We start from the raw sequence: 23796 nt of genomic DNA on the forward strand, positions 1-23796 counted from the left end.
ATGGAGGATGCGCGGCAAGAGGCAACGAACGCCGATCTGTCGACGCTGGCGATCACGCTGCTCAAGGGCGTGATCTATCGCGAGGACGATGAACGTCGGTGGGGCGCGTTGCTCGATCTGCAGGCGCGCGTGCGGGACTATGTGTCGGTACTGGGACTGGAGCTGGTGCTGGACGAGGCCGAAGGCTACGCATTCCTGCGCAGCCGTCCGGAGCAGGCTGAAGACGACGCAGCGTTCAGGCCGCCGCGTTTGATCGCGCGACGGCCGATCTCTTTTCCGGTCAGCTTGCTGCTGGCCCTGCTGCGCAAGAAGCTCGCCGAATTCGATGCCGGCGGCGGCGATACGCGGCTGGTTTTGTCGCGAGACGACATCGTCGAGCTCATCAGGGTCTTTCTTCCGGATAGCAGCAATGAAGCGAGGCTGATCGATCACATTGAGACGCATATCAACAAGATCGTCGAGCTGGGATTTCTGCGCCGGTTGAAAGTCGCGAGCGGTGGCCCGTCCGGTTTCGAGGTGCGGCGCATATTGAAGGCGTTTGTCGACGCGCAATGGCTGTCCGACTTTGACACTCGCCTTGCCGCGTACCAGGCGCAACTGGCGGACACGATGGCCGCGCCGGGAGTCGATGCCGATGAATGAGCCGAACGAGGCGATTCCACAACTGCTGGAGCTGGATTTTCTCGCCGACGACACGCTCTCCGGTTTTCGACTGACCCGGCTGGAAGTTTTCAACTGGGGCACATTCGACGGGCGCGTATGGACGCTTCAGCTGGATGGCAAGAACGGACTGCTTACCGGCGACATCGGCTCGGGCAAGTCGACGCTCGTCGACGCCGTTACAACCTTGCTGGTGCCCTCGCAGCGTATCGCCTACAACAAGGCGGCGGGAGCGGACAGCAAGGAGCGGACGCTGCGCTCGTATGTGCTCGGGCATTACAAGTCCGAGCGCAACGAGGTGACCGGCACAGCCCGGCCCGTTTCCCTGCGGGACCGCAACAGCTACTCTGTGATCCTCGGCGTGTTCCACAACGCCGGGTATGACCAGACGATCACGCTCGCGCAAGTCTTCTGGATGAAAGAGGCGCAGAGCCAGCCCATGCGTTTTTACGTGGGCGCAGAGCGGAACATGTCGATAGCGACGGATTTCGTCCACTTCGGCTCCGATATCGCGCAACTGCGGAAAAAACTGCGTGGCCTGGGTGCGGAAATCGAGGACAGCTTTCCGAAATACGGCGCATGGTTTCGCCGGCGCTTTGGCATCGAAAATGAACAGGCGCTCGAGCTGTTTCATCAGACGGTGTCGATGAAGTCGGTCGGTAACCTGACCGACTTCGTGCGCAGCCACATGCTCGAACCGTTCGACGTCGCGCCTCGTATTGCCGCGCTGATCGCGCACTTCGACGATCTGAATCGCGCGCATGAGGCGGTCCTCAAGGCCAAGCGTCAGGTGGAACTGCTGAGGCCCCTGGTGGTGGATTGCGACCAGCACGGCGCGCTGACGGCGGAACAGGAGGCTTCGCGCGTTTGCCGCGATGCGCTCAAGCCATACTTCGCTGAACTGAAGCTCGGTCTGCTGGATCGGCGATTGAAGCTGCTCGCCGACGATCATGCGCGCGCCGTCGCGCAGAAGGAACGGCGCATCGAGCAGTGCGATCGAGAACGAACGGAAGTCGACCGCCTCAAGCGTGCCATGGGCGAGCAAGGCGGCGACCGGCTGGAGCAGCTTGCTGCCCATATCCGCGACGAGGAACGCGAGCGCAATCGACGCCAGCAGCGCGCCGAACGTCATGCGCAATTGCTAGCCGCGATTGGCGAAACCCCTACTTCCGATGAGCACGCTTTCATCGCGCAGCGGCAGCAGGTGGCCGATCTGCGCGAGGGCGTGAGTCAGCGAGAAGCCGATCTGCAGAACCAGATCACCGAGTGGGGCGTGTCGCTGCGCGAGGGCAAGCGCGAACACGACGTGCTGGGCGAGGAAGTCGCGAGCCTGAAGGCGCGACGCAGCAATATTCCAATGGAACGGGTCGCCATGCGTTCGGCATTGTGCGCTGCACTTGGCCTCGACGAAGACAGCATGCCGTTCGCCGGTGAGCTGATGCAGGTGCGTGAAGAGGCGCGAGAATGGGAAGGCGCGATCGAGCGGGTGCTGCATAACTTCGGCCTCTCGTTGCTCGTGCCCGACGCACACTATGCCGATGTCGCCGCATGGGTGGATCGCACGCACCTCGCAGGACGGCTCGTCTATTTCCGCGTGCGACCTGCGCGTGACCAGGACATCGCCGAGTTGCATCGTGATTCGCTGGTGCGTAACGTGGCGATTAAACCAGACTCGCCGTTCTACAGTTGGCTGGAGCGGGCACTGGCGCAGCGCTTCGATTACGCGTGCTGCGCGACGCCGGAGCAGTTTCGTCGCGAGTCCCGTGCGTTGACTCGCGCAGGGCAGATCAAGGCGCCCGGCGAGCGCCACGAGAAAGACGACCGCCATCGTCTCGACGACCGCAGCCGCTACGTCCTCGGCTGGAGTAACGCCGCCAAGATCGCCGCGCTCGAAGGGCAACTGCGTGCGCTCGAGATGCGCATCGCCGGCATCGGTAGTCAGATCGCCAGGGCGCAGGGCGAACAGACGACGCTGCGGCGGCAATTGGAGGTATTGGCGGCGCTCAACGAGTTCAACGAGTTTCGTGAGCTGGATTGGCAGAGCTGCTCGGCCACGATCGCCCGGCTGCAGGATGAAAAAACACGTCTGGAGGCCGCGAGCAATGCGTTGCTGGAACTGGCCGCGCAACTCGAGTCGATGCGGGCGGCGCTGAAGGACAGCGAGAAGGCATTGTCGGACGTCGACCGGGACTTGGGCGGCATCGACGCCAAACGCCAAGCGGCCGACGCACTACGGGAGCAAACCGCCGCATCGCTGGCAGACATTGCCGACGATACCCGCGAGCGGCTGGACGTGCTGCGCGCACAGATCCTGGGCGAGCATCAGCTTTCGGTCGAGTCATGCGAGAACCGTGAACGCGAACTGCGCGACGCGTTGCAGGCACAGATGGACGCCGAGGCCAAGCGCCTGGACCGCCTCACCGAGCGCATCATCAAGAACATGTCGACGTTCAAGGACGCCTACAAGCTCGACACGGCTGACTTCGACGCGAGCCTCGAAGCCGCCTTCGAGTATCGCGAACTGCTGGCTCGTCTGAATAGCGATGACCTTCCGCGCTTCGAGGCTCGCTTCAAGGAGCTGTTGAACATCAACACGATCAACGAGATTGCCAACTTCAACGGGCAGCTCGCCCGGGAACGCGAAACGATCAAGGAGCGCATCGCCCGCATCAATGAATCACTGGCACAGATCGACTACGATCCTGGTCGTTATATCGTGCTTGAATGCCAGGCGAGCCCCGATGCCGACATCCGCGACTTTCAGGCTGAGCTGCGCGCCTGCACGGAAGGTACGCTGACCGGTTCGGACGATGCACAGTATTCGGAAGCCAAGTTTCTGCAGGTCAAGGCGATCATCGACCGGTTTCGCGGGCGCGAAGGCTTATCGGATCACGATCGCCGGTGGACGACGAAGGTCACCGACGTGCGCAACTGGTTTCTGTTTGCCGCAAGCGAACGCTGGCGCGAAGATGACACGGAGTACGAGCACTATTCGGATTCGGGCGGTAAGTCGGGTGGGCAGAAGGAAAAGCTGGCCTACACGATTCTCGCGGCCAGCCTCGCGTATCAGTTCGGTCTGGAATGGGGCGCGGTACGGTCACGCTCGTTCCGGTTCGTGGTCATCGACGAGGCGTTCGGACGCGGCTCGGACGAGTCCGCGCAATACGGGCTCAAGTTGTTCAGGCAGCTCAATCTGCAACTGCTGATCGTTACGCCGCTGCAGAAAATCCATATCATCGAGCCGTTCGTGTCCAGCGTCGGCTTCGTGCATAACGACGAAGGGCGGGCCTCGAAGCTGCGCAATCTGTCGATCGAGGAGCATCTTGCGCGCAAGGCGGAGGGCTCGCTGTGAGCTGGACGACCGCCAGCGACCTGAAAGCTCAGGTGCGCCGCTTGTGGGAGCGGGGCGATCTGTTGCGCAGCATGATTGCCGACGACGCCAGTGCGGCGCCGAGCGCCGTGGCTGTCGGTCGCGACGAGACAAAGGTTGGGCTGCGCTCCGGATGTACCTTTCCGCTGCGACTCGTCCTGAGGGGGCCGGCTTCGGCCGAGCTCACCGAACGTTTCCAGGCTGTACGTGAATGGATTGCTGAGCTCGCCGCTGTGGCGCAGATCCGGCTTGAATGGCGCGAGTTCAATCATCGAGTCCTCGGTGTTCAGCGCGTTCCGCAGGCGGTCTGGATCGACGATCTCGACAGTGCGCTCGAAATGATCGGCAAGCGTGGCGACGCGGCGCGTTTCGGCCGGTTGTTGACGCTCGTGGATTCGCGGCAGCCGGCGCTACTGGCGTGGTTTCGCCGGCGTCCGCTGCAGGCACTGGAGTTGAACGTCGAATGTGAGCGTCTGCTGTCGGTGGTCGGCTGGATCGTACGGCATCCGCGTCCCGGCATTTACCTGAGACAAGTAGACATTGCCGGTGTGCACAGCAAGTTCATCGAAAATTGGCGCGGCGTGCTGACAGAATGGCTCGATCTTGTTCTTCTGCCAGAGGCCGTTGCGACGGAGAAAAGCGGGGGAGCGCAATTCGCCGCCCGTTACGGCTTCCTCGACAAGCCTGTCCGTATCCGGTTTCGCGTGCTCGACGCGCGCTTGCCAATGCTTCCTGGCCCTGCGCTCCCCGATATTGCAGTCGATGCAGTCAGTTTTGCCGCGCTAGCCGTGCCGATCCGCCAGGTCTTCATCACTGAGAATGAGACAAACTTCCTCGCTTTCCCGCCTCTGGCCGATACGATCGTCATCTTTGGTGCAGGCTATGGATGGGACGCGCTGTCGAAAGCAGCATGGCTTTCCCGCTGCAGCATCCACTATTGGGGCGATATCGATACGCATGGCTTCGCAATCCTCGACCAGTTGCGCAGCCGCTTCGACCACGTCGAGTCATTCCTGATGGACCGGGCGACTCTGATGGCCCACGAAGCTCAATGGGGTGAGGAGCATGACCAGGTGCTGCGCGACATGCCGCGGCTCAACGATGCGGAGCAAGCGCTATTCAACGATCTGCGGGATAACCGGCTTCGAAAAAAGCTGCGCCTGGAGCAAGAGCGTATTGGCTTCCACTGGGTTGAAGCTGCACTCGCCACGATTGCGAGACAGTAAAAATGGCGGTCTCTACTGCGCCAGACGATTTCTAACTCACGATACTATTAAGAAAATAATGAGTGACATCAAGCTCTTTAAGCTAGTCGATGGCGTCGCCGTGGAGTTGGACGGCCACGCTCCCGATCTTGAAAAGCCGTTGCAGTCCCTGATCGAACAGAACTTGCAAGCGCTTCTGGGGATTCGCTTTCTGGCGACGGAATACGCGACGGGCAAGACTCATTCGGGAAGGATCGACTCATTGGGCCTGGACGAGAATAACAGTCCGGTGATCCTTGAATACAAGCGCTCCGTGGGCGAGAACGTAATCAATCAGGGCCTGTTCTATCTTGATTGGCTGATGGATCATCAGGCCGAATTCAAGTTGCTCGCGATGGACAAGTTGGGTCATGAGGCGGCGGCTCTGATCGATTGGAGTGTGCCTCGACTTCTTTGTATTGCGGCCGATTTCACCCGATACGACGTTCACGCAGTACAGCAGATCAATCGTAACGTCGAGTTGATTCGATACCGCCGGTTCGGGGCGGACCTTTTGTTGTTCGAGTTGGTCAACGCAACGAGCGCCGCCAAACCAAAGGCGGCGGCCCCGAAGGTGCTTCCTACGAAGCCGGTGTTCCCGCCTGTTTCTGCGGCACCGGCGGAGCAGGTGGCGCCGACGGTAGCCCCAGTGCCGTCGAAGTCGCTCAGTCCTGGTGGCGACAAGAGTTACGCTGAATGGGTCGAACAGTACCCATCTCAAATGCTGGAACTGTTGACATCGATGGAAGATTTCATCGGCTCCCTGGGGGACGACGTTCAGCGCAAAGAACTAAAACTCTACGTCGCGTTCAAAAGGCTAAAGAACTTCGCTTCCATCGTCCCGCAGAAGGCCAGGTTTTTGCTGTTTCTTCATCTTGATCCCGACAAGATCGATCCATTGCCGGGCAATGTCCGCGACGCGCGAAAATTTGGTCACTGGGGAACGGGCGATCTGGAGTTGTCGATCGGCAGTTTCGACGAGTTCGAGCAGACAAAGCCGCTGATCTTGACAGCTTATGAAGGACGTAGCGGCTCGCAGACACAGTAGCCATTTTTGAGCGTGTGCGGACTCGGAGGATTGTGGAGCATGAGTGTCGATTTCTCCTCACGCATCACCGACTCGCTCTTCTTCGCGCTCTATCCCGACGAACCCGCCGCCGCGCGCATCGCCGAACTGGCCGCGCGGCTGCGCATCGAGCATAAGCTGAAGGCGAAGCCGATTCCCACCGACCGCCTTCACGTCACCCTCCATTACCTCGGCGCTTTCGCGGGCCTCCCCGCCGATGTGCTCACGCAAGCGCGTGCCGCCGCCTCCCAAATCGCGCTGTCACCCGTCGAAGTGACGCTCGACCGGATCGAAAGCTTCTCCGGCCGTCGCTCAAAGCGTCCGCTGGTTCTCTCGGGCGATGTCACCGGGCCACTCGCCGCACTCCAGCAAGCCCTCGGCGCCGCACAACGCCATCCGCGCTTCACGCCCCACGTGACCTTGCTCTACGACGAGCAGCGCATCGCGCGCGAACCCGTCACACCCATCACCTGGACCGCGCGCGAGTTTGCGCTCGTGCGCAGCGTGCTAGGCAAATCGCATTACGACGTCCTCGCGCGCTGGCCCCTCGGGCTTTGATTGCCGAAACGATCCGACAAAGGGTTTCGCGAAATTTTCTAACGCGTTAAGGTTCGTCTATCGAAATCGAAGCCGCATGCAACCCATGACGCGATCCCGCCTGCTGCACATCACGCCAGAAACCCACGATGTCCAGATCGACCTCGTCTACGCGACCGATCGCAACTTCACCGGCAAACCGATCTACAAAGCCCAGCACTGTCTCTTGCTGGAACCCGCCGAAGCGGCATTACGAAAAGCCGTCGATATCGCGCGCAGCATCGGCACGACGCTGAGGATCTTCGACGCCTATCGCCCGCCGCAAGCGCAAAAGGTGCTGTGGGACTTCCTGCCTGACCCGACCTTCATCGCCGAACTCGGCCGCGGTTCGAACCACAGCCGTGGCACGGCGGTCGATCTCACGCTCGTCGATCGCGACGGCAACGAACTCGACATGGGCACCGGCTTCGACGCGATGGTCGTCGAATCCGAGCATTTCCACTTCGGCCTGCCGGAGCATGTGCAGCGCAACCGCACGCTGTTGCTCGGCGTGATGCACGGCGCCGGCTTCACGCACATCAAAAGCGAGTGGTGGCATTACGAATTGCCAGGCTCGCGCGAACTTGCTCTGATCGACAACGAAGAAAGCGGCCCGTTGCGGCTGATGTGAACCCGACGACAACAGGACGACCACCCATGAAAAAGGCATTGGCAGCGGTCATGCTCGCATCGGCGCTGACGGCTTTCACGGGCTTTCAGAGCGCACAGGCCGCCACGCCGAAGGACATGTTCGTCATGGCGACGCTGCTCGACGAGTTCACCTCGCTCGACCCCGGCGAAATCTACGAGCTCGTGCCGGAGGAATATGTCGCGAATACGTATGACCGCCTGGTGCGCGTCGATCTGAAAGACCCGTCGAAATTCAATGGCGATGTCGCCGAATCCTGGAGCGTCAGTCAGGACGGTCTCACCTTCACGTTCAAGATCCGCCCGGGCCTGAAGTTCCATTCGGGCAATCCGCTCACGGCCGACGACGTCGCGTGGTCCATTCAACGGACCGCATTGCTCGACAAGGGCGCGGCGGCGGTGCTCGCGGGCATCGGCCTCACGAAGGCGAACGCGTTGCAGAACGTGAAGAAGATCGACGACACGACCGTCGCGATCACCACCGATCGACGTTACGCGCCGACCTTCGTGCTGAATGTGCTCGGTTCGTGGCCGGCGTCGGTGGTGGATCGCAAGCTCGCCGAATCGCACGCGAAGGGCAACGACTATGGCAACGAGTGGCTCAAGACCAACGAGGCCGGTTCGGGCGCGTACAAGCTCGTGAAGTGGACCGCCAACGACAGCATCGTGCTGCAGCGCTTCGAGGGCTACCGCATCCCGCTCGCGATGAAGCGAATCGTGCTGCGTCACGTGACCGAGGCGGCGAGCCAGCGCCTGATGATCCAGAACGGCGATATCGACGTCGCGCGCGATCTGAGCCCGGACGATCTCGACACGCTTTCGAAGAACGGCGTCATCAAGGCGAGCGCCGTCCCGCAAGCCACGTTGATGTATCTCGGCCTCAACAACAAGAACCCGAATTTCGCGAAGCCGGAAGTCTGGGAAGCGATGAAGTGGCTGATCGACTATCAGGGCATCCAGAAGAACGTGATCCGCACGACCTACAAGGTCCACGAAACGTTTCTGCCCGAAGGCTTTCTCGGCGCGCTGAACGAAAACCTGTATCACCAGGATGTCGCGAAGGCGAAGGCGCTGCTTGCGAAGGCCGGGCTCGCCAACGGATTCACGGTGAAGATGGACGTGCGCAACGACTATCCGTACAGCGAGATCGCGCAGGCGGTGCAGGCGAATCTCGCGCTCGCGAACATCAAGGTGCAGCTCATGCCGAGCGACAACAAGCAGACGCTCGGACGCTATCGCGCGCGGGCGCATGACATCTATATCGGCGAATGGTCGGCGGATTACATCGATCCGCACAGCAACGCGCAGGGCTTCGTATGGAACCCGGACAACTCGGATGCGTCGAGCTACAAGATGCTCGCGTGGCGCAACGACTGGGACATTCCGCAACTGACCAGGGAAACCGATGCCGCGCTTGCCGAAAGCGACACGAAGAAGCGCGCGCAGCTCTACGAGAAGATGCAGCGCGAAGTGCTCGCGAAGTCGCCATTCGTGATCATGTTCCAGAAGGTGTCGCAGGTGGCGGCGCGTCCCGGCGTGACCGGTCTGGAAGTCGGGCCGATCAACGATCTCGTGTCGTACCGCAATATCAAGAAGCAGTGAGCACGGTCACGCTGATCGAGCGCATGCGCGCCGCGAGTTCGCGGCGCGGCGGCGTACGCATCGCGCTCGCGCTGGCGCGCTGGATCGCGATGCTCGCCATCACGTTCACGGGCCTGCTCGCGATCACGTTCTTCATCGGCCGCAAGATACCGATCGATCCCGTGCTCGCGATTCTCGGCGACCGCGCATCCGCGAGCGCGTATGCGGCCGCACGCCTGCGGCTCGGGCTCGACAAGCCGCTCATCGATCAATTCCTGATCTACGCGCGCGACGTGTTGCACGGCAACCTCGGCATCTCGCTGCTGACGGCCAACCCGGTCATCGACGACATCAAACGCGTCTTTCCCGCGACGCTCGAACTCGCGACGCTGTCGACCTTCATCGGCGTCGCGATCGGCGTGCCGCTCGGCGTGGCCGCGGCGGTGAAGCACAACCGCATCGTCGATCACGTGGCGCGCGTGATCGGACTCGCGGGCAGTTCGGTGCCGGTGTTCTGGCTCGCGCTCATGGGCCTCTTGCTCTTCTATGCGCGGCTGCACTGGGTGTCGGGACCGGGACGCATCGATCCGGTCTACGACGGCATGGTCGATACACACACGGGCAGCCTGCTCATCGATTCGATCATGGCCGGCGAATGGGATGTGTTCAAAAACGCGTTCTCGCATATCGCGCTGCCGGCGGGCGTGCTCGCGTTCTATTCGATCGCGTATCTGTCGCGCATGACGCGCTCGTTCATGCTCGAACAACTGAGCCAGGAATACGTGACGACCGCGCGCGCGAAAGGCCTGCCCGAGCGCCGCGTGATCTGGCGGCACGCGTTCGGAAACATCGCGGTGCCGCTCCTGACGGTGATCGCGCTCGCCTACAGCTATCTGCTCGAAGGCTCGGTGCTCACCGAGATCGTGTTCGCGTGGCCGGGCATCGGCTCGTATCTGACGGGCGCGCTGCTCAACGCCGACATGAACGCCGTGCTCGGCAGCACACTCGTGATCGGCGCGACGTTCATCGCGCTCAATCTGCTGACCGATGCGCTTTATCGCGTGTTCGATCCCCGCTCGCGCTGACATGGAGGACTTTGCGCAGATGAAACCGGTGCGAACGGGCTTGCGCACGTGGCTTCTCACCGAGACGCCCGCGTCGCCGCGTCAGGCCGCGCTCGGCCGCGCGTATCGGCGCTGGCGGCGGTTCTCGTCGAATCCGCTGAGCATGGTCGGGCTCGCGATCCTGCTGCTGCTCATCGTGGTCGCGGCCGTCGGGCCGCTGCTCGTCACGCAGGATCCATTGCAGCAAGTGCTCGCCGAACGTCTCACGCCGCCCGGCGCGGCGCACTGGTTCGGCACCGATCAACTCGGCCGCGACATCCTTTCGCGGCTCGTGCACGGCTCGCGCCTCACGCTGGCGATCGCGATGCTCGTCGTCGTGCTCGTCGTGCCGGTCGGGCTTCTGATCGGCACGGTGGCGGGCTATTGCGGCGGCATCGTCGATACGGTGCTAATGCGGCTCACCGATGTCGCGCTGGCGTTCCCGAAGATCGTGCTCGCGCTCGCATTCGCCGCCGCGCTCGGGCCGGGCGTGCTCAATGCGGTGATCGCGCTGTCGATCACCGCGTGGCCGCCGTATGCCCGTCTCGCGCGCGCGGAATCGCTGCGGCTCGCGCAGTCGGACTACATTCACGCGGCGCGTCTGCAAGGCGCGTCGCATCCGCGCATTCTGCTGCGCTATATCGTGCCGCTGTGCTCGTCGTCGGTGATCGTGCGCGCGACGCTCGACATGGCGGGCATCATTCTCGCCGTCGCCGGTCTCGGTTTTCTCGGGCTGGGCGCGCAGCCGCCGAGCCCGGAATGGGGCTACATGGTCGCGGCGGGCCGCAACGTGCTGCTCGATGCCTGGTGGGTCGCGACGATCCCCGGCCTCGCGATCCTCGCGGTGAGCCTCGCGTTCAACCTGCTCGGCGACGGTCTGCGCGACGTCTTCGATCCGCGTCATGGAGGCTGACATGTCGACGCCGCTCGCGCAGATCGAAGGTCTGGAAGTATCGTTCGCCGGCCACGACGGCACGCTCATGCCGGCAGTGCGCGGCGTGTCGCTGACGGTGCGGCGCGGCGAACGGCTCGGCATCGTCGGCGAATCGGGATCGGGCAAATCGCTCACGGGGCGCGCGCTGCTCGGACTGCTGCCGCCCGAGGCGAACTGGTCGGCGCAGGCGTTGCGCTTCGAAGGACAGGACCTGCTCGCGATGCGCCCGAAGGAGCGCCGGCGCCTGTGCGGCACGCGCATGAGCATGATCCTGCAGGACCCGAAATTCTCGCTCAACCCGGTGATGACGGTCGCACAGCAGATGCGCGAAACCTTCGTGCGGCAGGGCGTGAAAGAGAGCAGGCGGGCGCTGCGCGAGCGCATCGTCGCGGCGCTGGAAGCGGTGCATATCCGCGATCCGCAGCGCGTCGCGGATGCGTATCCGCACGAGCTGTCCGGTGGCATGGGCCAGCGCGTGATGATCGCGATGATGGTCTCCGCTGGCCCGCGCCTCCTGATCGCCGACGAACCCACGAGCGCGCTCGACGTCCTCGTGTCGATGCAGGTGCTCGCCGTGCTCGACGAGATGATCGAGCGCCACGACACCGGGCTCGTCTTCATCAGCCACGATCTGCCGCTCGTGATGTCGTTCTGCGACCGCGTCGCGGTGATGTACGGCGGGCGCGTCGTGGAGACGTGCGCCGCGCGCGATCTCGTTCACGCGACGCATCCCTACACGCGCGGCCTGCTCGAAGCGAATCCGCCGCTCGACAATCCGCCCGACGAATTGCCGACGCTGCGCCGCGATCCGGCATGGCTCGATGAAAGGACCACGCGATGATCGACATCGAGCGCGCGCTGATTCGCTTCAAGACGAAGACCGGCCACGTCGACGCCGTGCGCGACGTTTCCCTGCGCGTGGAGGAGGGCGAGGTGTTCGGGCTCGTCGGCGAATCGGGCAGCGGCAAGTCGACGCTTCTGCGCGCGCTCGCCGGGCTGACGCCGCTTGCGGGCGGCAGCATACGCATCGGTTCTCAACCCGCGAGGCGCGACGTGCAGATGGTGTTTCAGGACCCGTATGGCGCGCTGCATCCGCGCTTTACCGTCGACAAGACCTTGCGCGAACCGCTCGCGATCAACGGCATCGGCGACGAAGACGCGCGCATCCTCGATGCGCTCGCCGAAGTCGGGCTCGGGCCGGCGTTCCGCTTTCGCTATCCGCATCAGTTGTCGGGCGGGCAGCGGCAGCGCGTGTCGATCGCGCGGGCGCTGATCGTCGGGCCGCGCGTGCTGCTGCTCGATGAGCCGACTTCCGCGCTCGATGTCTCGGTGCAGGCCGAGATTCTGAATCTGCTGCGCCGTTTGCATCGCGAGCGCAAGCTGACGATGATCCTCGTAAGTCATAACCTCGCGGTGATCGGCTTTTTGTGTCAGCGCGTCGCGGTGATGCGCAATGGCGAGATCGTCGAGGAACTGGGTGTGGACGCGGTGCGCTCGCGCGACGTTTCCCATGAGTACACGCGGCGGCTTCTGCTTGCGACCGAAGGCTATACGCGCGGCGGCGGGGCGTTGGAGCGCATGCCGGGCGGTTAGACATCGTACAAGCACAGTTGCTGCGACGCCGTCAACGAATGTTGCGCAAACGACGCATAAGAACAGCAATAAGCCCGGTATACGGCCTCACGCCGTGAACACGCGCGCCCCCGACGAAAACCTCTAGGCAGCCGCTGATAGAATAGACACTGGATTGTCGAGACGTGCCGAACAACGCGCAAGCGTGGTCTTCCGGTTGCCTTCCGACTTCGAGCTAACCAACGGAAATCGTGACAGACCGTGCCCGTTCGCGGGTGAAAGCCGGTCGTAATCCCCGATGAAATTGCTAGATGCTTTGGTCGAACAGCGGATCAACGAAGCCGCTACGCGTGGCGAGTTCAACAACCTGCCGGGCGCGGGCGCTCCGCTCAACTTCGACGACGACGTCCTCGTGCCCGAGGAAGTGCGTGTCGCCAATCGAATCCTCAAGAACGCGGGCTTCATCCCGCCTGCCGTCGAACAGCTTCGCGCGCTGCGCGGGCTTCAGGAAGAGTTCGACAAGGTGACGGACCCCGCTGCCCGTTGCCAGTTGCAAGCGCGGATGCTCGCGCTCGACATGGCGCTCGAATCGCTGCGTGGCGGCGGCTGCGTGCCGCATGAGTATCGCCGGCGCATCGCCGAACGGCTCTCCGAGCGCGCGCAGTCGCGCGTGGCGCTGGAAGCTGAAGCCAAGTGACCGGGATGCCGGACGCGCCCGATCCCGCGCCCATCGCCTCCATCGACGATCATTCGAACGAACGCGATCGCCGCTTCATGGCGCTCGCGCAACGCGCCGCCGACGAAGCTCGTCGCGCGGGCGAAGTGCCCGTGGGCGCGGTGATCGTGCTCGGCAATGATGTCATCGCCACCGGTTTCAATCATCCGATTCGCGGACACGATCCGTCCGCGCATGCCGAAATGGCCGCGCTGCGCGCCGCCGCCCAGAAGCTGGAAAACTATCGACTGCCGGGCTGCGAACTCTATGTCACGCTGGAGCCGTGCCTGATGTGCGCAGGCGCGATCATGCACGCGCGCATCTCGCGCGTCGTCTACGGCGCGACGGACCCGAAGACGGGCGCGTGCGGCAGTGTCGTCGACATGTTCGCGAATACGCAGCTCAATCATCACACCACTGTGACAGGCGGCGTGCTCGCCGACGAATGCGGACACGCGCTCAAGAATTTCTTCGCGGAACGCCGCCGCCTGGCGCGCGAAGAACGCGATGCGCGCCGCGCGCGAGAAGCCCGATAACGAATCCAACGAACAACATCGTGAAATCACGCACCATTGATCTCGTCGCGCCTTCGGGCTATCCGCACGATCCGGCGGCAGTGGAACGCGGCGTCGGGCGATTGCGCAGGGAAGGGCATCGGCTCGAAAACGTCGAAGCGACGCGCCGGCGCTTTCAGCGCTTCGGCGGCACCGATGCCGAGCGCGCAGCCGATCTCAATCGCCTCGCCGATCCGTCGCGCCGGTTGCCTGACATCGTACTGGCGGTGCGCGGCGGTTACGGCGCGTCGCGCATTCTGCACGGGCTCGATTATGTCGGTTTGCGCAGGCTTTCCGATCAGCCGGTGGCGATCGTCGGGCACAGCGATTTCACGGCGATCCAGTGCGCGCTGTTCGCGCATGCCGGCGTGAAAAGCTTCGGCGGACCGATGTTCGCGGGTGATTTCGGCGCGGAACAGGTGAGCGCGTTCACGATGCAGCATTTCTGGAACGCGATCTCCCATTCGAGCTTCACGGTGACGAGCAACACGCCGCAGCGCCAGACCGTGAACGCGACCGGCATGCTGTGGGGCGGCAACCTCGCGATTCTGGCGTCGCTCGTCGGCACGCCGTATCTGCCCCCGGTCGAAGGCGGAATTCTCTACCTCGAAGATGTGAACGAGCATCCGTTTCGCATCGAGCGGATGATCTATCAGTTGCATCAGTCCGGCATGCTCGGCCGTCAGCAGGCGATCGTGATGGGCGAGTTTTCCGGCGGCAGGCTCTCTGAGTACGACAACGGCTACTCGCTCGACGCGATGATCGAGCAGGTCAGAGCCGTGACCGGCATTCCGGTGGTGACCGGGTTGCAGTTCGGGCACATCGAAAATCTTCTGACGCTGCCTTTCGGTGCAACGGCGCATCTCGTCGCGACGGAGCGGGGTTTTACGCTGAAACTCTCCGACTACCCGCATCTGGCTTGATTCGACGATCAGGAGGCGCTTATTGAGCGCCTCGTTTTTTGACTTAGCTCGCAACTAACGGTCTTAATTTGCACCATCCGGACTTCAACCGCGCACCATGCTCACCTTTAGATTGTCGACAAAAAAGTGGCGGCAATGCTGACAAAAACTTGATAAATTGGCCGAGAGGCCCGTCCGTATTGAGATGAAGGCTAGCCGAGCCAACGAAATACGGCCGAAAGTCACCGATTTCTCAAATGAATTGTTGACAATCTTTATGTCGATTCTAAGATGCTTAACATGCAAGCGAGCACATCATGTCCGACACCACGCGTAGTGCTGCCCCGAATGCCGCAGTTGCCGCTCCGAACGGAGCGAATGCCGAGTCGATCGCCGAAAACATCCGCGCCGCGATCCTCGAGCATCGGCTCGCACCGGGCGCAAAGCTGACCGAAGCGCAGTTATGCGAGGTGTTCGCCGTCAAGCGCGGCACCGTCCGTCAGGCGCTCGCGCAACTGTCGAACGAACGGCTCGTCGATCTGGAGCCGAATCGCGGCGCGTTTGTCGCGAGTCCGTCGCTGCAGGAAGTGCACGAGGTGTTCGAGATGCGCCGCATCATCGAACTGGCGGTGGTGGAGCGGATCGCACAGGGGCACGGCACGCGCCGGCTGAAGTCGATCAGCGCGACCATCGGCAAGGAGCGCCGCGCGTTCGAAAGCCACGATTTTTCTTCGTGGATCCGGCTCTCCGGCGAGTTTCACACCGAGCTCGCGGCGCTCACCGGCAACACGGTGCTGTGCGAATGCCTGTCGGGACTCGTCGCGCGTTCGACGCTGATTTCGGCGCTGTATGAATCGCTCGGCAAGAGTTCATGCTCGTTCGAGGATCACGAAGAGATTCTCGCCGCGCTCGACACCGGCGACGCAACGAAAGCCGCCGGTCTGATGGCGCAGCATCTGCGCGATGTCGAACTGAAGATGCTGGAGCGGCCCGCGCGTGGCGCGGTCGATCTGAAGGAAGTATTCGCAAGACCCTCCGAGCGCGAACGGACGCTCGACACGTAGCAGCGGAACACGGCAGATCGGAGCATCTGCCATCGGCTGAATGAAGCAGGACTAAATAATTGGAGACCGTGCCCCGCGCATCCGCGCCGGGCGCGCGGACAGTCGCACGCGCAAGAATCCGCAACGTGCGATGCATCGGACAGGACGCTCACTCTCACGTGAGCGTGAAATGAAAGCCGCCGCCGGGCGGGCGTGTGGGGCAGGTGCCTCGCGCGCTCTTGGTTTCAGGCCCGGAAGCGATAACGCAAATCCGAAGAATGCCGCGCCGATGCGAGACCTCGGCGAAGGCATCTGATCGAAGCTTGTCACTCGAGCATTTGCTTTTTTTCATTACGCAAGCAGCCAATGAAGGAGACGTCATGGCCCAGTTCAGTGCATCCGGCAATTCAGCCTTGCCGCAATACGAAGAGCAGACAGCGGACCACGATCCGAATCTGCCCGCCGGTTACAGCGACCGCCTTTACAACGAGGATCTCGCCCCCCTCAAGAACCAGACCTGGGGCGCGTACAACATCTTCGCCTTCTGGATGTCGGACGTGCACAGCGTCGGCGGATACGTGTTCGCGGGCAGCCTGTTTGCACTCGGTCTGACGAGTTGGCAAGTGCTGGTGTCGTTGTTGATCGGCATCGGTCTGGTGAACGTGCTGTGCAACATGATCGCGAAGCCGAGCCAGGTCGCGGGCGTGCCGTATCCCGTCGCGTGCCGCGCCACCTTCGGCGTGCTCGGCGCGAACATTCCCGCCGTGATTCGCGGGCTCATCGCGGTTGCGTGGTACGGCATTCAGACGTATCTGGCGTCGAGCGCGCTCGTCATCGTCGTGCTGAAGTTCGTGCCGTCGCTGATGCCGTATGCCGACGTGCACAAGTACGGCTTCGTCGGCCTCTCGGCGCTCGGCTGGGCGGGCTTCATGCTGCTCTGGGTGTTGCAGGCCGTCGTGTTCTGGCGCGGTATGGAAATGATCAAGAAGTTCATCGACTTCGCCGGTCCCGCCGTGTATGTCGTGATGTTCATTCTCGCCGGCTATATGGTGTGGCGCGCGGGCATCGGCAACATCGGCCTGAATCTGGGCGGCGTGAAGTATCACGGCATGGAAGTGATTCCCGTGATGATCACCGCGATCTCGCTCGTCGTGTCGTACTTCTCCGGCCCGATGCTGAACTTCGGCGACTTCTCCCGCTATGGCAAGAGCTTTCGCAGCGTGAAGCGCGGCAACTTCTGGGGCCTGCCGGTCAACTTCCTGGCCTTCTCGCTGGTGACCGTCATCACGACCGCCGCGACGCTGCCGGTGTTCGGTCAGCTGATCACCGATCCGGTCGAAACCGTGGGCCGCATCGATCATCCGTCCGCCGTGATTCTCGGCGCGCTGACCTTCACGATCGCGACCATCGGCATCAACATCGTGGCGAACTTCGTGTCGCCGGCCTTCGACTTCTCGAACGTCGCGCCGAAGCTCATCAGCTGGCGCATGGGCGGCATGATGGCGGCGGTCGCGTCGATCTTCATCACGCCGTGGAACCTGTTCAACAACCCGGCCGTGATCCACTACACGCTCGATATTCTCGGCAGCTTCATCGGACCGTTGTATGGCGTGCTGATCCTCGACTTCTATCTCGTGAAGCGCGGCAAGCTGGTGGTCGACGATCTCTACACGGTGTCCGAGGAAGGCAAGTACTGGTACACGAAGGGCGTGAACCGCCGCGCGGTGATGGCGCTCCTGCCGGCCGCCGTGATCGCGACGCTCTGCGTGGTGGTGCCGTCGCTGGAAGGCGCCGCGAACTTCTCGTGGTTCATCGGTGCGGGCCTGGGCGCGGTGTTCTATTACTTCCTCGCCGCGCGCAATCGCGAAGTCTGAATCACCGCCTATAACAAACGATAGAACCTGAGAGAACAATCGAACGCAGTCTGGAGAAAGCAATGCGTATCAAACTGATCAACCCGAACACGACGCAGCGCATGACCGATTCGATGGGCCGCTGCGCCCGCGAGGTCGCCGCGCCCGGCACGGAGATCGTCGCCGTGAGCCCGACGATGGGCCCGGCGTCCATTGAAGGCTATTACGACGAAGCGATCGCGTCGCTCGGGCTGCTGGCCGAAATCGAAGCCGGCGAAAAGCAGGGTTTCGACGGTTACGTGATCGCCTGCTTCGGTGATCCGGCCCTTTACGCGGCGCGCGAGCTGGCGCGCGGCCCGGTGATCGGCATCGCGGAGGCGGCGATGCATGCGGCGAGTGTCATCGCGCCGGGATTTTCGGTCGTGACCACGCTGCAGCGCACGGTCGGCATGGCCTGGCATCTGGCAGAGCGCTACGGCATGACGCGTTTCTGCAAGAACGTCCGTGCGACCGACGTTCCCGTGCTGGAGCTCGACGTGCCGGGCTCGCCCGCGCGTCAGACGATCATCGACGAATGCCGGCGCGCGCTCGATGAGGACGGCTCGGACGCCATCGTGCTCGGCTGCGCGGGCATGGCGGAGTTTTGCCGCGAGGTGGAGGACGCGATCGGCGCGCCGGTGGTGGAGGGCGTGACGGCGGCGGTGAAATGGACGGAGGCGCTCGTCGCGCTGAAGCTTCACACGGCGAAACGTGGCGACTATGCGCGGCCGCTGGCGAAACGGTACGACGGCGTGCTGTCGGATTTCAGCCCGCGCTGATGGCGGAAAAGCCGGGTCACATACAGATGACGTGACCCGGATTATCTGCCCTGATGTATGGGCGCGTGCGGGTCTTTTAGCTACACTGAATCGTCAACAATCCCGTTTTTTCAACGCTTGAGCTCAACGCCAGCCATGTCACTCGATCCGAACTATCCACGCGACCTGATCGGCTACGGCCGCCATCCGGTGCAGGCGAACTGGCCGGGACGCGCCCGCGTCGCCGTGCAATTCGTGCTCAATTACGAAGAAGGCGGCGAGAACTGCGTGCTGCACGGCGATCCGGGCTCGGAGCAGTTCCTGTCGGAAATCGTGGGCGCGGCGGCGTATCCGTCGCGTCACATGAGCATGGAATCGATCTACGAATACGGTTCGCGCGCGGGCGTGTGGCGCATTCTGCGCGAGTTCGAGAAGCGCGGCATGCCGCTCACGATCTTCGGCGTCGGCATGGCGATCGAGCGGCATCCGGAACTGGCGAAGGCGTTCGTCGAGCTGGGGCATGAGATCGCGTGTCACGGCTATCGCTGGATTCACTATCAGGACATGTCGCCGGAGCGCGAGGCGGAGCACATGCGCCTCGGCATGGAAGCGATCGAGCGCGTGACGGGCGTGCGCCCGCTCGGCTGGTACACCGGGCGCGACAGTCCGAATACGCATCGACTGGTCGCGGAGCACGGCGGGTTTCTCTACGACTCGGACAACTATGGCGACGACCTGCCGTTCTGGACCGAAGTCGAAGTGACGGGCGGCGAAAAGAAGCCGCACCTGATCGTGCCGTACACGCTCGACACCAACGACATGCGCTTCGCGACGCCGCAGGGGTTCAACACCGGCGAGCACTTCTTCACGTATCTGAAGGACGCGTTCGACGTGCTCTACGAAGAGGGCGACGAAGCGCCCAAGATGCTGTCCATCGGCATGCACTGCCGCCTGCTCGGACGTCCCGGGCGTTTCCGCGGCCTGCAGAAATTCCTCGATCACATCGAGAAGCACGATCGCGTGTGGGTCACGCGGCGTGTGGACATCGCGCGTCACTGGCGCGAGCAACATCCTTTCGAAAAAGCTAACAACGGGACGGCGGCATGAAGGCGATGCAATACACACTCGACCAACTCAACACCATGCCCGCCGACACGTTCGTGACGGTGCTCGCGGGCATTTTCGAGCACTCGCCGTGGGTGCCGGAAGCCGCGGCGCAACAGCGCCCCTTCAAGGACATCGACGCGCTGCATGCGTCGATGTCGCATATCGTCGAAACCGCCGGCGATGACAGACAGCTCGCGCTCATCAACGCCCACCCGGAACTCGCGGGCAAGGCGGCGGTGCGCGGCGAACTGACGGCCGAATCGACGCGCGAGCAGAGCGGCGCGGGCCTCGATCTGTGCACGCAGGAAGAGTTCGACAGGCTGCAATCGCTCAACCAGCAATATCGCGACAAATTCGGCTTTCCCTTCATTCTCGCCGTGCGTGGCTATGACCGGCACGGCATCATCGCGAACTTCGAAAAGCGCGTGAATCACGACCGCGCCGAGGAGCTTCGCACGAGTCTCGATCAGATTTACCGGATCGCGCGCTTCAGGTTGAACGACCTGATCCAGGCCTGATCCGCTTTCACCGCAACCGAAACCCCAAGGACGAAGACAATGGCAATTCCGACACTCGATCCCAACGCGCCTGAATTCACGCGCCGCTATGTGAACCTCGCGGACCCGCGTCTGGGCGCGCAGGCACTCGAGGCGAGCGACGATTTCTTCGCGCCGAAGGAACGCATGCTGAACCCCGAGCCGGCCGTGTTCATCCCCGGCAAGTTCGACGATCACGGCAAGTGGATGGACGGCTGGGAAACCCGCCGCAAGCGCACGACGGGCTATGACTGGTGCGTCGTCAAGCTGGCGCGTCCGGGCGTGATCAAGGGCATCGATGTCGACACGAGCCATTTCACCGGCAACTTCCCGCCGGCGGCGTCGATCGAAGGCGCGCATGTCGTCGATGGCGCGCCGAACCAGTCGACGCAGTGGACGGAAATCGTCCCGTCGACGACGCTTCAAGGCAACAGCCACCGCTATCTCGAAGTCGGCGTCGCGCAGCCGTTCACGCACCTGCGCGTGAATGTCTATCCGGATGGCGGCATCGCGCGTCTGCGTGTGTATGGCCAGCCGCAGCTCGACTGGACCAACGCGGACCGCAACCAGCTCGTCGATCTCGGCGCGATGGAAAACGGCGCGTATCTGGTCGGCACGAACAACCAGCACTTCGGGCTCGCCTCGACGCTGCTGATGCCGGGCCGCGGCGTGAACATGGGCGATGGCTGGGAAACGCGCCGCCGTCGCGAGCCGGGCAACGACTGGTGTATCGTCGCGCTGGCGCAGCCGGGCATCATCAAGAAGGTCGAAGTGGATACCGCGCACTTCAAGGGCAACTATCCGGACCGCTGCTCGCTGCAGGCGGCGTACGTGAAGGGCGGCACCGACAGCTCGCTCGTCACGCAGGCGATGTTCTGGCCCGTGCTGCTCGGCGAACAGAAGCTGCAGATGGACAAGCAGCATTTCTTCGAATCGGAACTGGCCGCGCTCGGTCCCGTGACGCACGTGCGCTTCAACATCTATCCTGACGGCGGCGTGTCGCGCCTTCGTCTCTTCGGAACCCTCGCATAATGAAAAAGCTCGCTATCGAACCGTTGACGCGCGCTGCGTTCAAGTCTTATGGCGATGTCATCGAACTCGATGGCGCGAAGCAGATCCCGATCAACCTCGGCACCACGATCCGCTTTCACGATCTGTGCAACGTCGATGTTGAAGAGCAGGGCGGTCACGCGATCGTCAATCTCTTTCGCGGACAGCCGCGCACGCTGCCGTTCGAATGCAAGATGATGGAGCGTCATCCGCTCGGCAGCCAGGCGTTCATTCCGCTCGACGACCGTCCGTATCTCGTGGTCGTCGCGCCCGCGGGCGATCTCGACGAGTCGAAGATTCGCGCGTTCGTCACGAGCGGCTGGCAGGGCGTCAACTATGCGAAAGGCGTGTGGCATCATCCGCTGCTCGCGCTGGGCAAGGTGACCGATTTCATCGTCGTCGATCGGGGCGGCGGTGAAGGGCACAATCTGAACGAGCAGGATCTGAAGGAATCGTTGTGGCTGACTGACGAAGCCTTGCGCTGAGTCGGGCTGCGCCAGCTCCAGGTTTGATCGGGGACCGGAAGTCATTCCGGTCCTCTTTGTTTTTGCGCGTCCGATTCGTTCCCGCATCTCCCCCCCCGATATTCCCCGCGTCCCACCCGAATCGTGCGTTGAGCCTTCCTTTGCCTCGCCTTACCCTCGACGGACCGCTCGCAATGGCGTCTCGTCACCGACGATTCGCTCCGGGCCAGAGCAGGCGAAACAAGGGAGACGACATCGGCATGACGGCGAATCATGAGATCGGAAGCAATGCGGGCGAGGAATACGACTTCATCGTGATCGGAGCAGGTTCAGCAGGATGTGCGGTGGCGGGCCGGCTCGCGGAGGAGCGCGGCGTCACGGTCGCGCTGCTCGAACCGGGACCGGACGATCATCACTTCACGGTCTGGACGCCGATCGGCGTGGGCAAGCTCGCCGTCAGGCCCGGACCGCGCAACTACGGCTACATGACGACGCCGCAGGCGGCGCTGAACCATCGCAAATCATTTCAGCCACGCGGGCGTGGGCTGGGCGGCAGTTCCTCGATCAACGGCATGGTCTATATCCGCGGGCATCGCAGCGACTATGACCGCTGGGCGCAACTCGGCTGCCGCGGATGGAGCAGCGAAGATCTCCTGCCGTACTTTCGGCGTGCCGAAGCGAACGTCCGGCTCCCGGACGGCCGCGACGATGCCTGGCACGGCGCGAAAGGTCCGCTGCATGTGAGCGACCTGCGCACACCCAATCCGTTCAGCCGGCGTTTCATCGAAGCCGCCGTGCAGGCGGGCATTCCGCTCAACGACGATTTCAACGGCCACGAGCAGGACGGCGTCGGCCTGTATCAGGTCACGCAGCACAACGGCGAGCGCTGGAACACCGCGCGCGCCTATCTGCATCGCGGCAACGCAGCCGATGTTTCGCTCAACAACGGGCGCGGCAACCTGTTCGTGATGACCGGCACGCTCGCGCTGCGCATCGTGTTCGAAGGACGGCGGGCGGCCGGTGTGCGTGTCGTGCGCGATGGCGTCGAGAGCACGCTGCGGGCGCGGCGCGAAGTGATTCTGAGCGCGGGCGCGTTCAATTCGCCGCAATTGCTGATGGCGTCGGGCATCGGGCCGGGCGCGCATCTGCAGGCAGCGGGCGTGCCGGTCGTATGCGACCTGTCGGGCGTCGGCGAGAACCTTCAGGATCACATCGACGTGACGATCAAGAAGGAAGTGCCGACGACCGAGCTATTCGGCTATACCTGGCGCAACATCCTGCACATGATTCCCGAGCTCTTGCGCTACCGGCGCGAGCGCACCGGCATGTTCTCCTCGAACATCGCCGAAGCGGGCGGTTTCACGCGCAGCCGGCCGGGGCTCGACAAACCGGATATTCAATTCGCCTTCATCGTCGCGCTGCTGACCGCGCGCGGCGAGCACATCGGCAAGAAGGGGCCACCGGGATATAGCTGTCACGCCACCAATCTGCGCCCCGCGAGCCGTGGCGTCGTGCGGCTCGGGTCCGCCGACGTGCGCGAGGCCCCGATCATCGATCCGCGCTACCTGAGCGTCGAGTCGGACATGGACACGCTCGTCGCCGGCCTGCGCATCATCCGCAAGATATTCGCGCAACCGGCGCTCGCCGAAGCAGGCGGGCGCGAACTCAACACCGAGCGCTTCGGGCCGGGCGAGGGCGACGAACGCATGCTGCGCGAATATATCCGTGAGCATGCCGACACGCTGTTTCATCCGGTCGGCACCTGCAAGATGGGCGTGGATGACAAGGCCGTCGTCGATCCGACCTTGCGCGTGCGAGGCGTCGAAGGCCTGCGCGTCGCCGATGCCTCGATCATGCCGACGCTCATCGGCGGCAACACGAACGCGCCCACGATCATGATCGGCGAAAAGGCCGCGGACCTCATTCGCGGACGTCACATCGAAGGCCATGCGCTGGACGACGAAGCGCGCTATTCGCTCGATGCATCGAACAAGTGAGAGGACGCGACGCGCGTAAAGGAC

Annotated in this window: 22 protein-coding genes; all 22 read left to right on the forward strand. The window is 63.1% G+C overall.

The features are described from left to right. The gene (locus NK8_RS05915) at window positions 1-642 is read left to right on the forward strand and encodes a DUF4194 domain-containing protein (RefSeq protein ID WP_213228034.1); all 642 of its coding nucleotides are present in this window, start codon (window positions 1-3) and stop codon (window positions 640-642) included. Continuing rightward, on the forward strand, window positions 629-4012 hold the full coding sequence (locus tag NK8_RS05920) for an ATP-binding protein (protein WP_213228509.1): 3384 nt from the start codon (window positions 629-631) through the stop codon (window positions 4010-4012). The genes NK8_RS05915 and NK8_RS05920 overlap by 14 nt, the downstream gene beginning before the upstream one ends. Continuing rightward, window positions 4009-5256 (forward strand): Wadjet anti-phage system protein JetD domain-containing protein, encoded by a 1248-nt coding sequence (locus NK8_RS05925; protein WP_213228036.1) that lies wholly within the window; start codon window positions 4009-4011, stop codon window positions 5254-5256. Before NK8_RS05920 ends, NK8_RS05925 begins: the two co-directional genes overlap by 4 nt. A 58-nt stretch (window positions 5257-5314) precedes the next feature. Further along, window positions 5315-6322: a DUF5655 domain-containing protein gene (locus tag NK8_RS05930; RefSeq protein ID WP_213228038.1), complete on the forward strand. Its 1008-nt coding sequence runs from the start codon at window positions 5315-5317 to the stop codon at window positions 6320-6322. Between the two features lie 39 nt (window positions 6323-6361). Next, window positions 6362-6898: a 2'-5' RNA ligase family protein gene (locus tag NK8_RS05935; protein ID WP_213228040.1), complete on the forward strand. Its 537-nt coding sequence runs from the start codon at window positions 6362-6364 to the stop codon at window positions 6896-6898. 85 nt (window positions 6899-6983) lie between these two features. After that, window positions 6984-7547 (forward strand): D-alanyl-D-alanine dipeptidase, encoded by a 564-nt coding sequence (gene ddpX, locus NK8_RS05940; RefSeq protein WP_061175630.1) that lies wholly within the window; start codon window positions 6984-6986, stop codon window positions 7545-7547. Between the two features lie 50 nt (window positions 7548-7597). Continuing rightward, complete coding sequence (locus NK8_RS05945) at window positions 7598-9166, forward strand: ABC transporter substrate-binding protein (protein WP_225936242.1); 1569 nt, start codon at window positions 7598-7600, stop codon at window positions 9164-9166. Then, complete coding sequence (locus NK8_RS05950) at window positions 9163-10230, forward strand: ABC transporter permease (protein WP_213228044.1); 1068 nt, start codon at window positions 9163-9165, stop codon at window positions 10228-10230. The genes NK8_RS05945 and NK8_RS05950 overlap by 4 nt, the downstream gene beginning before the upstream one ends. 19 nt (window positions 10231-10249) lie before the next feature. Continuing rightward, entirely contained in the window at window positions 10250-11161 is a 912-nt protein-coding gene (gene nikC, locus NK8_RS05955; protein WP_213228046.1) for a nickel transporter permease, read from the forward strand. A gap of 1 nt (window position 11162) precedes the next feature. Further along, complete coding sequence (locus NK8_RS05960; RefSeq protein ID WP_213228048.1) at window positions 11163-12023, forward strand: ABC transporter ATP-binding protein; 861 nt, start codon at window positions 11163-11165, stop codon at window positions 12021-12023. Beyond that, the gene (locus NK8_RS05965; RefSeq protein ID WP_162065487.1) at window positions 12020-12775 is read left to right on the forward strand and encodes an ABC transporter ATP-binding protein; all 756 of its coding nucleotides are present in this window, start codon (window positions 12020-12022) and stop codon (window positions 12773-12775) included. The genes NK8_RS05960 and NK8_RS05965 overlap by 4 nt, the downstream gene beginning before the upstream one ends. Before the next feature lie 277 nt (window positions 12776-13052). Beyond that, the gene (locus NK8_RS05970; RefSeq protein WP_213228050.1) at window positions 13053-13451 is read left to right on the forward strand and encodes a DnaJ family domain-containing protein; all 399 of its coding nucleotides are present in this window, start codon (window positions 13053-13055) and stop codon (window positions 13449-13451) included. Window positions 13452-13456: 5 nt separating this feature from the next. Continuing rightward, a complete protein-coding gene (tadA, locus tag NK8_RS05975; RefSeq protein ID WP_213228510.1) occupies window positions 13457-14005 on the forward strand; it encodes a tRNA adenosine(34) deaminase TadA in 549 nt (182 codons plus the stop codon). Window positions 14006-14022: 17 nt separating this feature from the next. Then, entirely contained in the window at window positions 14023-14946 is a 924-nt protein-coding gene (gene ldcA, locus NK8_RS05980; protein WP_213228511.1) for a muramoyltetrapeptide carboxypeptidase, read from the forward strand. Window positions 14947-15242: 296 nt separating this feature from the next. After that, on the forward strand, window positions 15243-15989 hold the full coding sequence (locus NK8_RS05985) for a GntR family transcriptional regulator (RefSeq protein WP_225936211.1): 747 nt from the start codon (window positions 15243-15245) through the stop codon (window positions 15987-15989). A gap of 359 nt (window positions 15990-16348) precedes the next feature. Continuing rightward, window positions 16349-17842, forward strand: a complete 1494-nt coding sequence (locus NK8_RS05990) for an NCS1 family nucleobase:cation symporter-1 (protein WP_162065489.1) — start codon at window positions 16349-16351, stop codon at window positions 17840-17842. A 62-nt stretch (window positions 17843-17904) separates the two neighbouring features. Next, window positions 17905-18639, forward strand: coding sequence for an aspartate/glutamate racemase family protein (locus NK8_RS05995; RefSeq protein WP_213228052.1), 735 nt, complete (start codon window positions 17905-17907; stop codon window positions 18637-18639). A 135-nt stretch (window positions 18640-18774) separates the two neighbouring features. Next, window positions 18775-19725 (forward strand): allantoinase PuuE, encoded by a 951-nt coding sequence (puuE, locus tag NK8_RS06000; RefSeq protein ID WP_061175620.1) that lies wholly within the window; start codon window positions 18775-18777, stop codon window positions 19723-19725. Continuing rightward, window positions 19722-20243, forward strand: coding sequence for a 2-oxo-4-hydroxy-4-carboxy-5-ureidoimidazoline decarboxylase (gene uraD, locus NK8_RS06005; protein WP_213228054.1), 522 nt, complete (start codon window positions 19722-19724; stop codon window positions 20241-20243). Before puuE ends, uraD begins: the two co-directional genes overlap by 4 nt. Window positions 20244-20282: 39 nt before the next feature. Continuing rightward, window positions 20283-21293 carry an allantoicase gene (gene alc, locus NK8_RS06010; RefSeq protein WP_213228056.1) on the forward strand — a complete coding sequence of 337 codons (1011 nt, stop codon included), beginning with the start codon at window positions 20283-20285 and terminating at the stop codon, window positions 21291-21293. After that, the gene (locus NK8_RS06015; RefSeq protein ID WP_162065493.1) at window positions 21293-21796 is read left to right on the forward strand and encodes an ureidoglycolate lyase; all 504 of its coding nucleotides are present in this window, start codon (window positions 21293-21295) and stop codon (window positions 21794-21796) included. Before alc ends, NK8_RS06015 begins: the two co-directional genes overlap by 1 nt. Before the next feature lie 239 nt (window positions 21797-22035). Beyond that, on the forward strand, window positions 22036-23772 hold the full coding sequence (locus NK8_RS06020) for a GMC family oxidoreductase (protein WP_213228058.1): 1737 nt from the start codon (window positions 22036-22038) through the stop codon (window positions 23770-23772). The last annotated feature ends 24 nt before the right edge of the window (window positions 23773-23796 follow it).

This window comes from Caballeronia sp. NK8 (assembly GCF_018408855.1).
GTDB lineage: Bacteria > Pseudomonadota > Gammaproteobacteria > Burkholderiales > Burkholderiaceae > Caballeronia.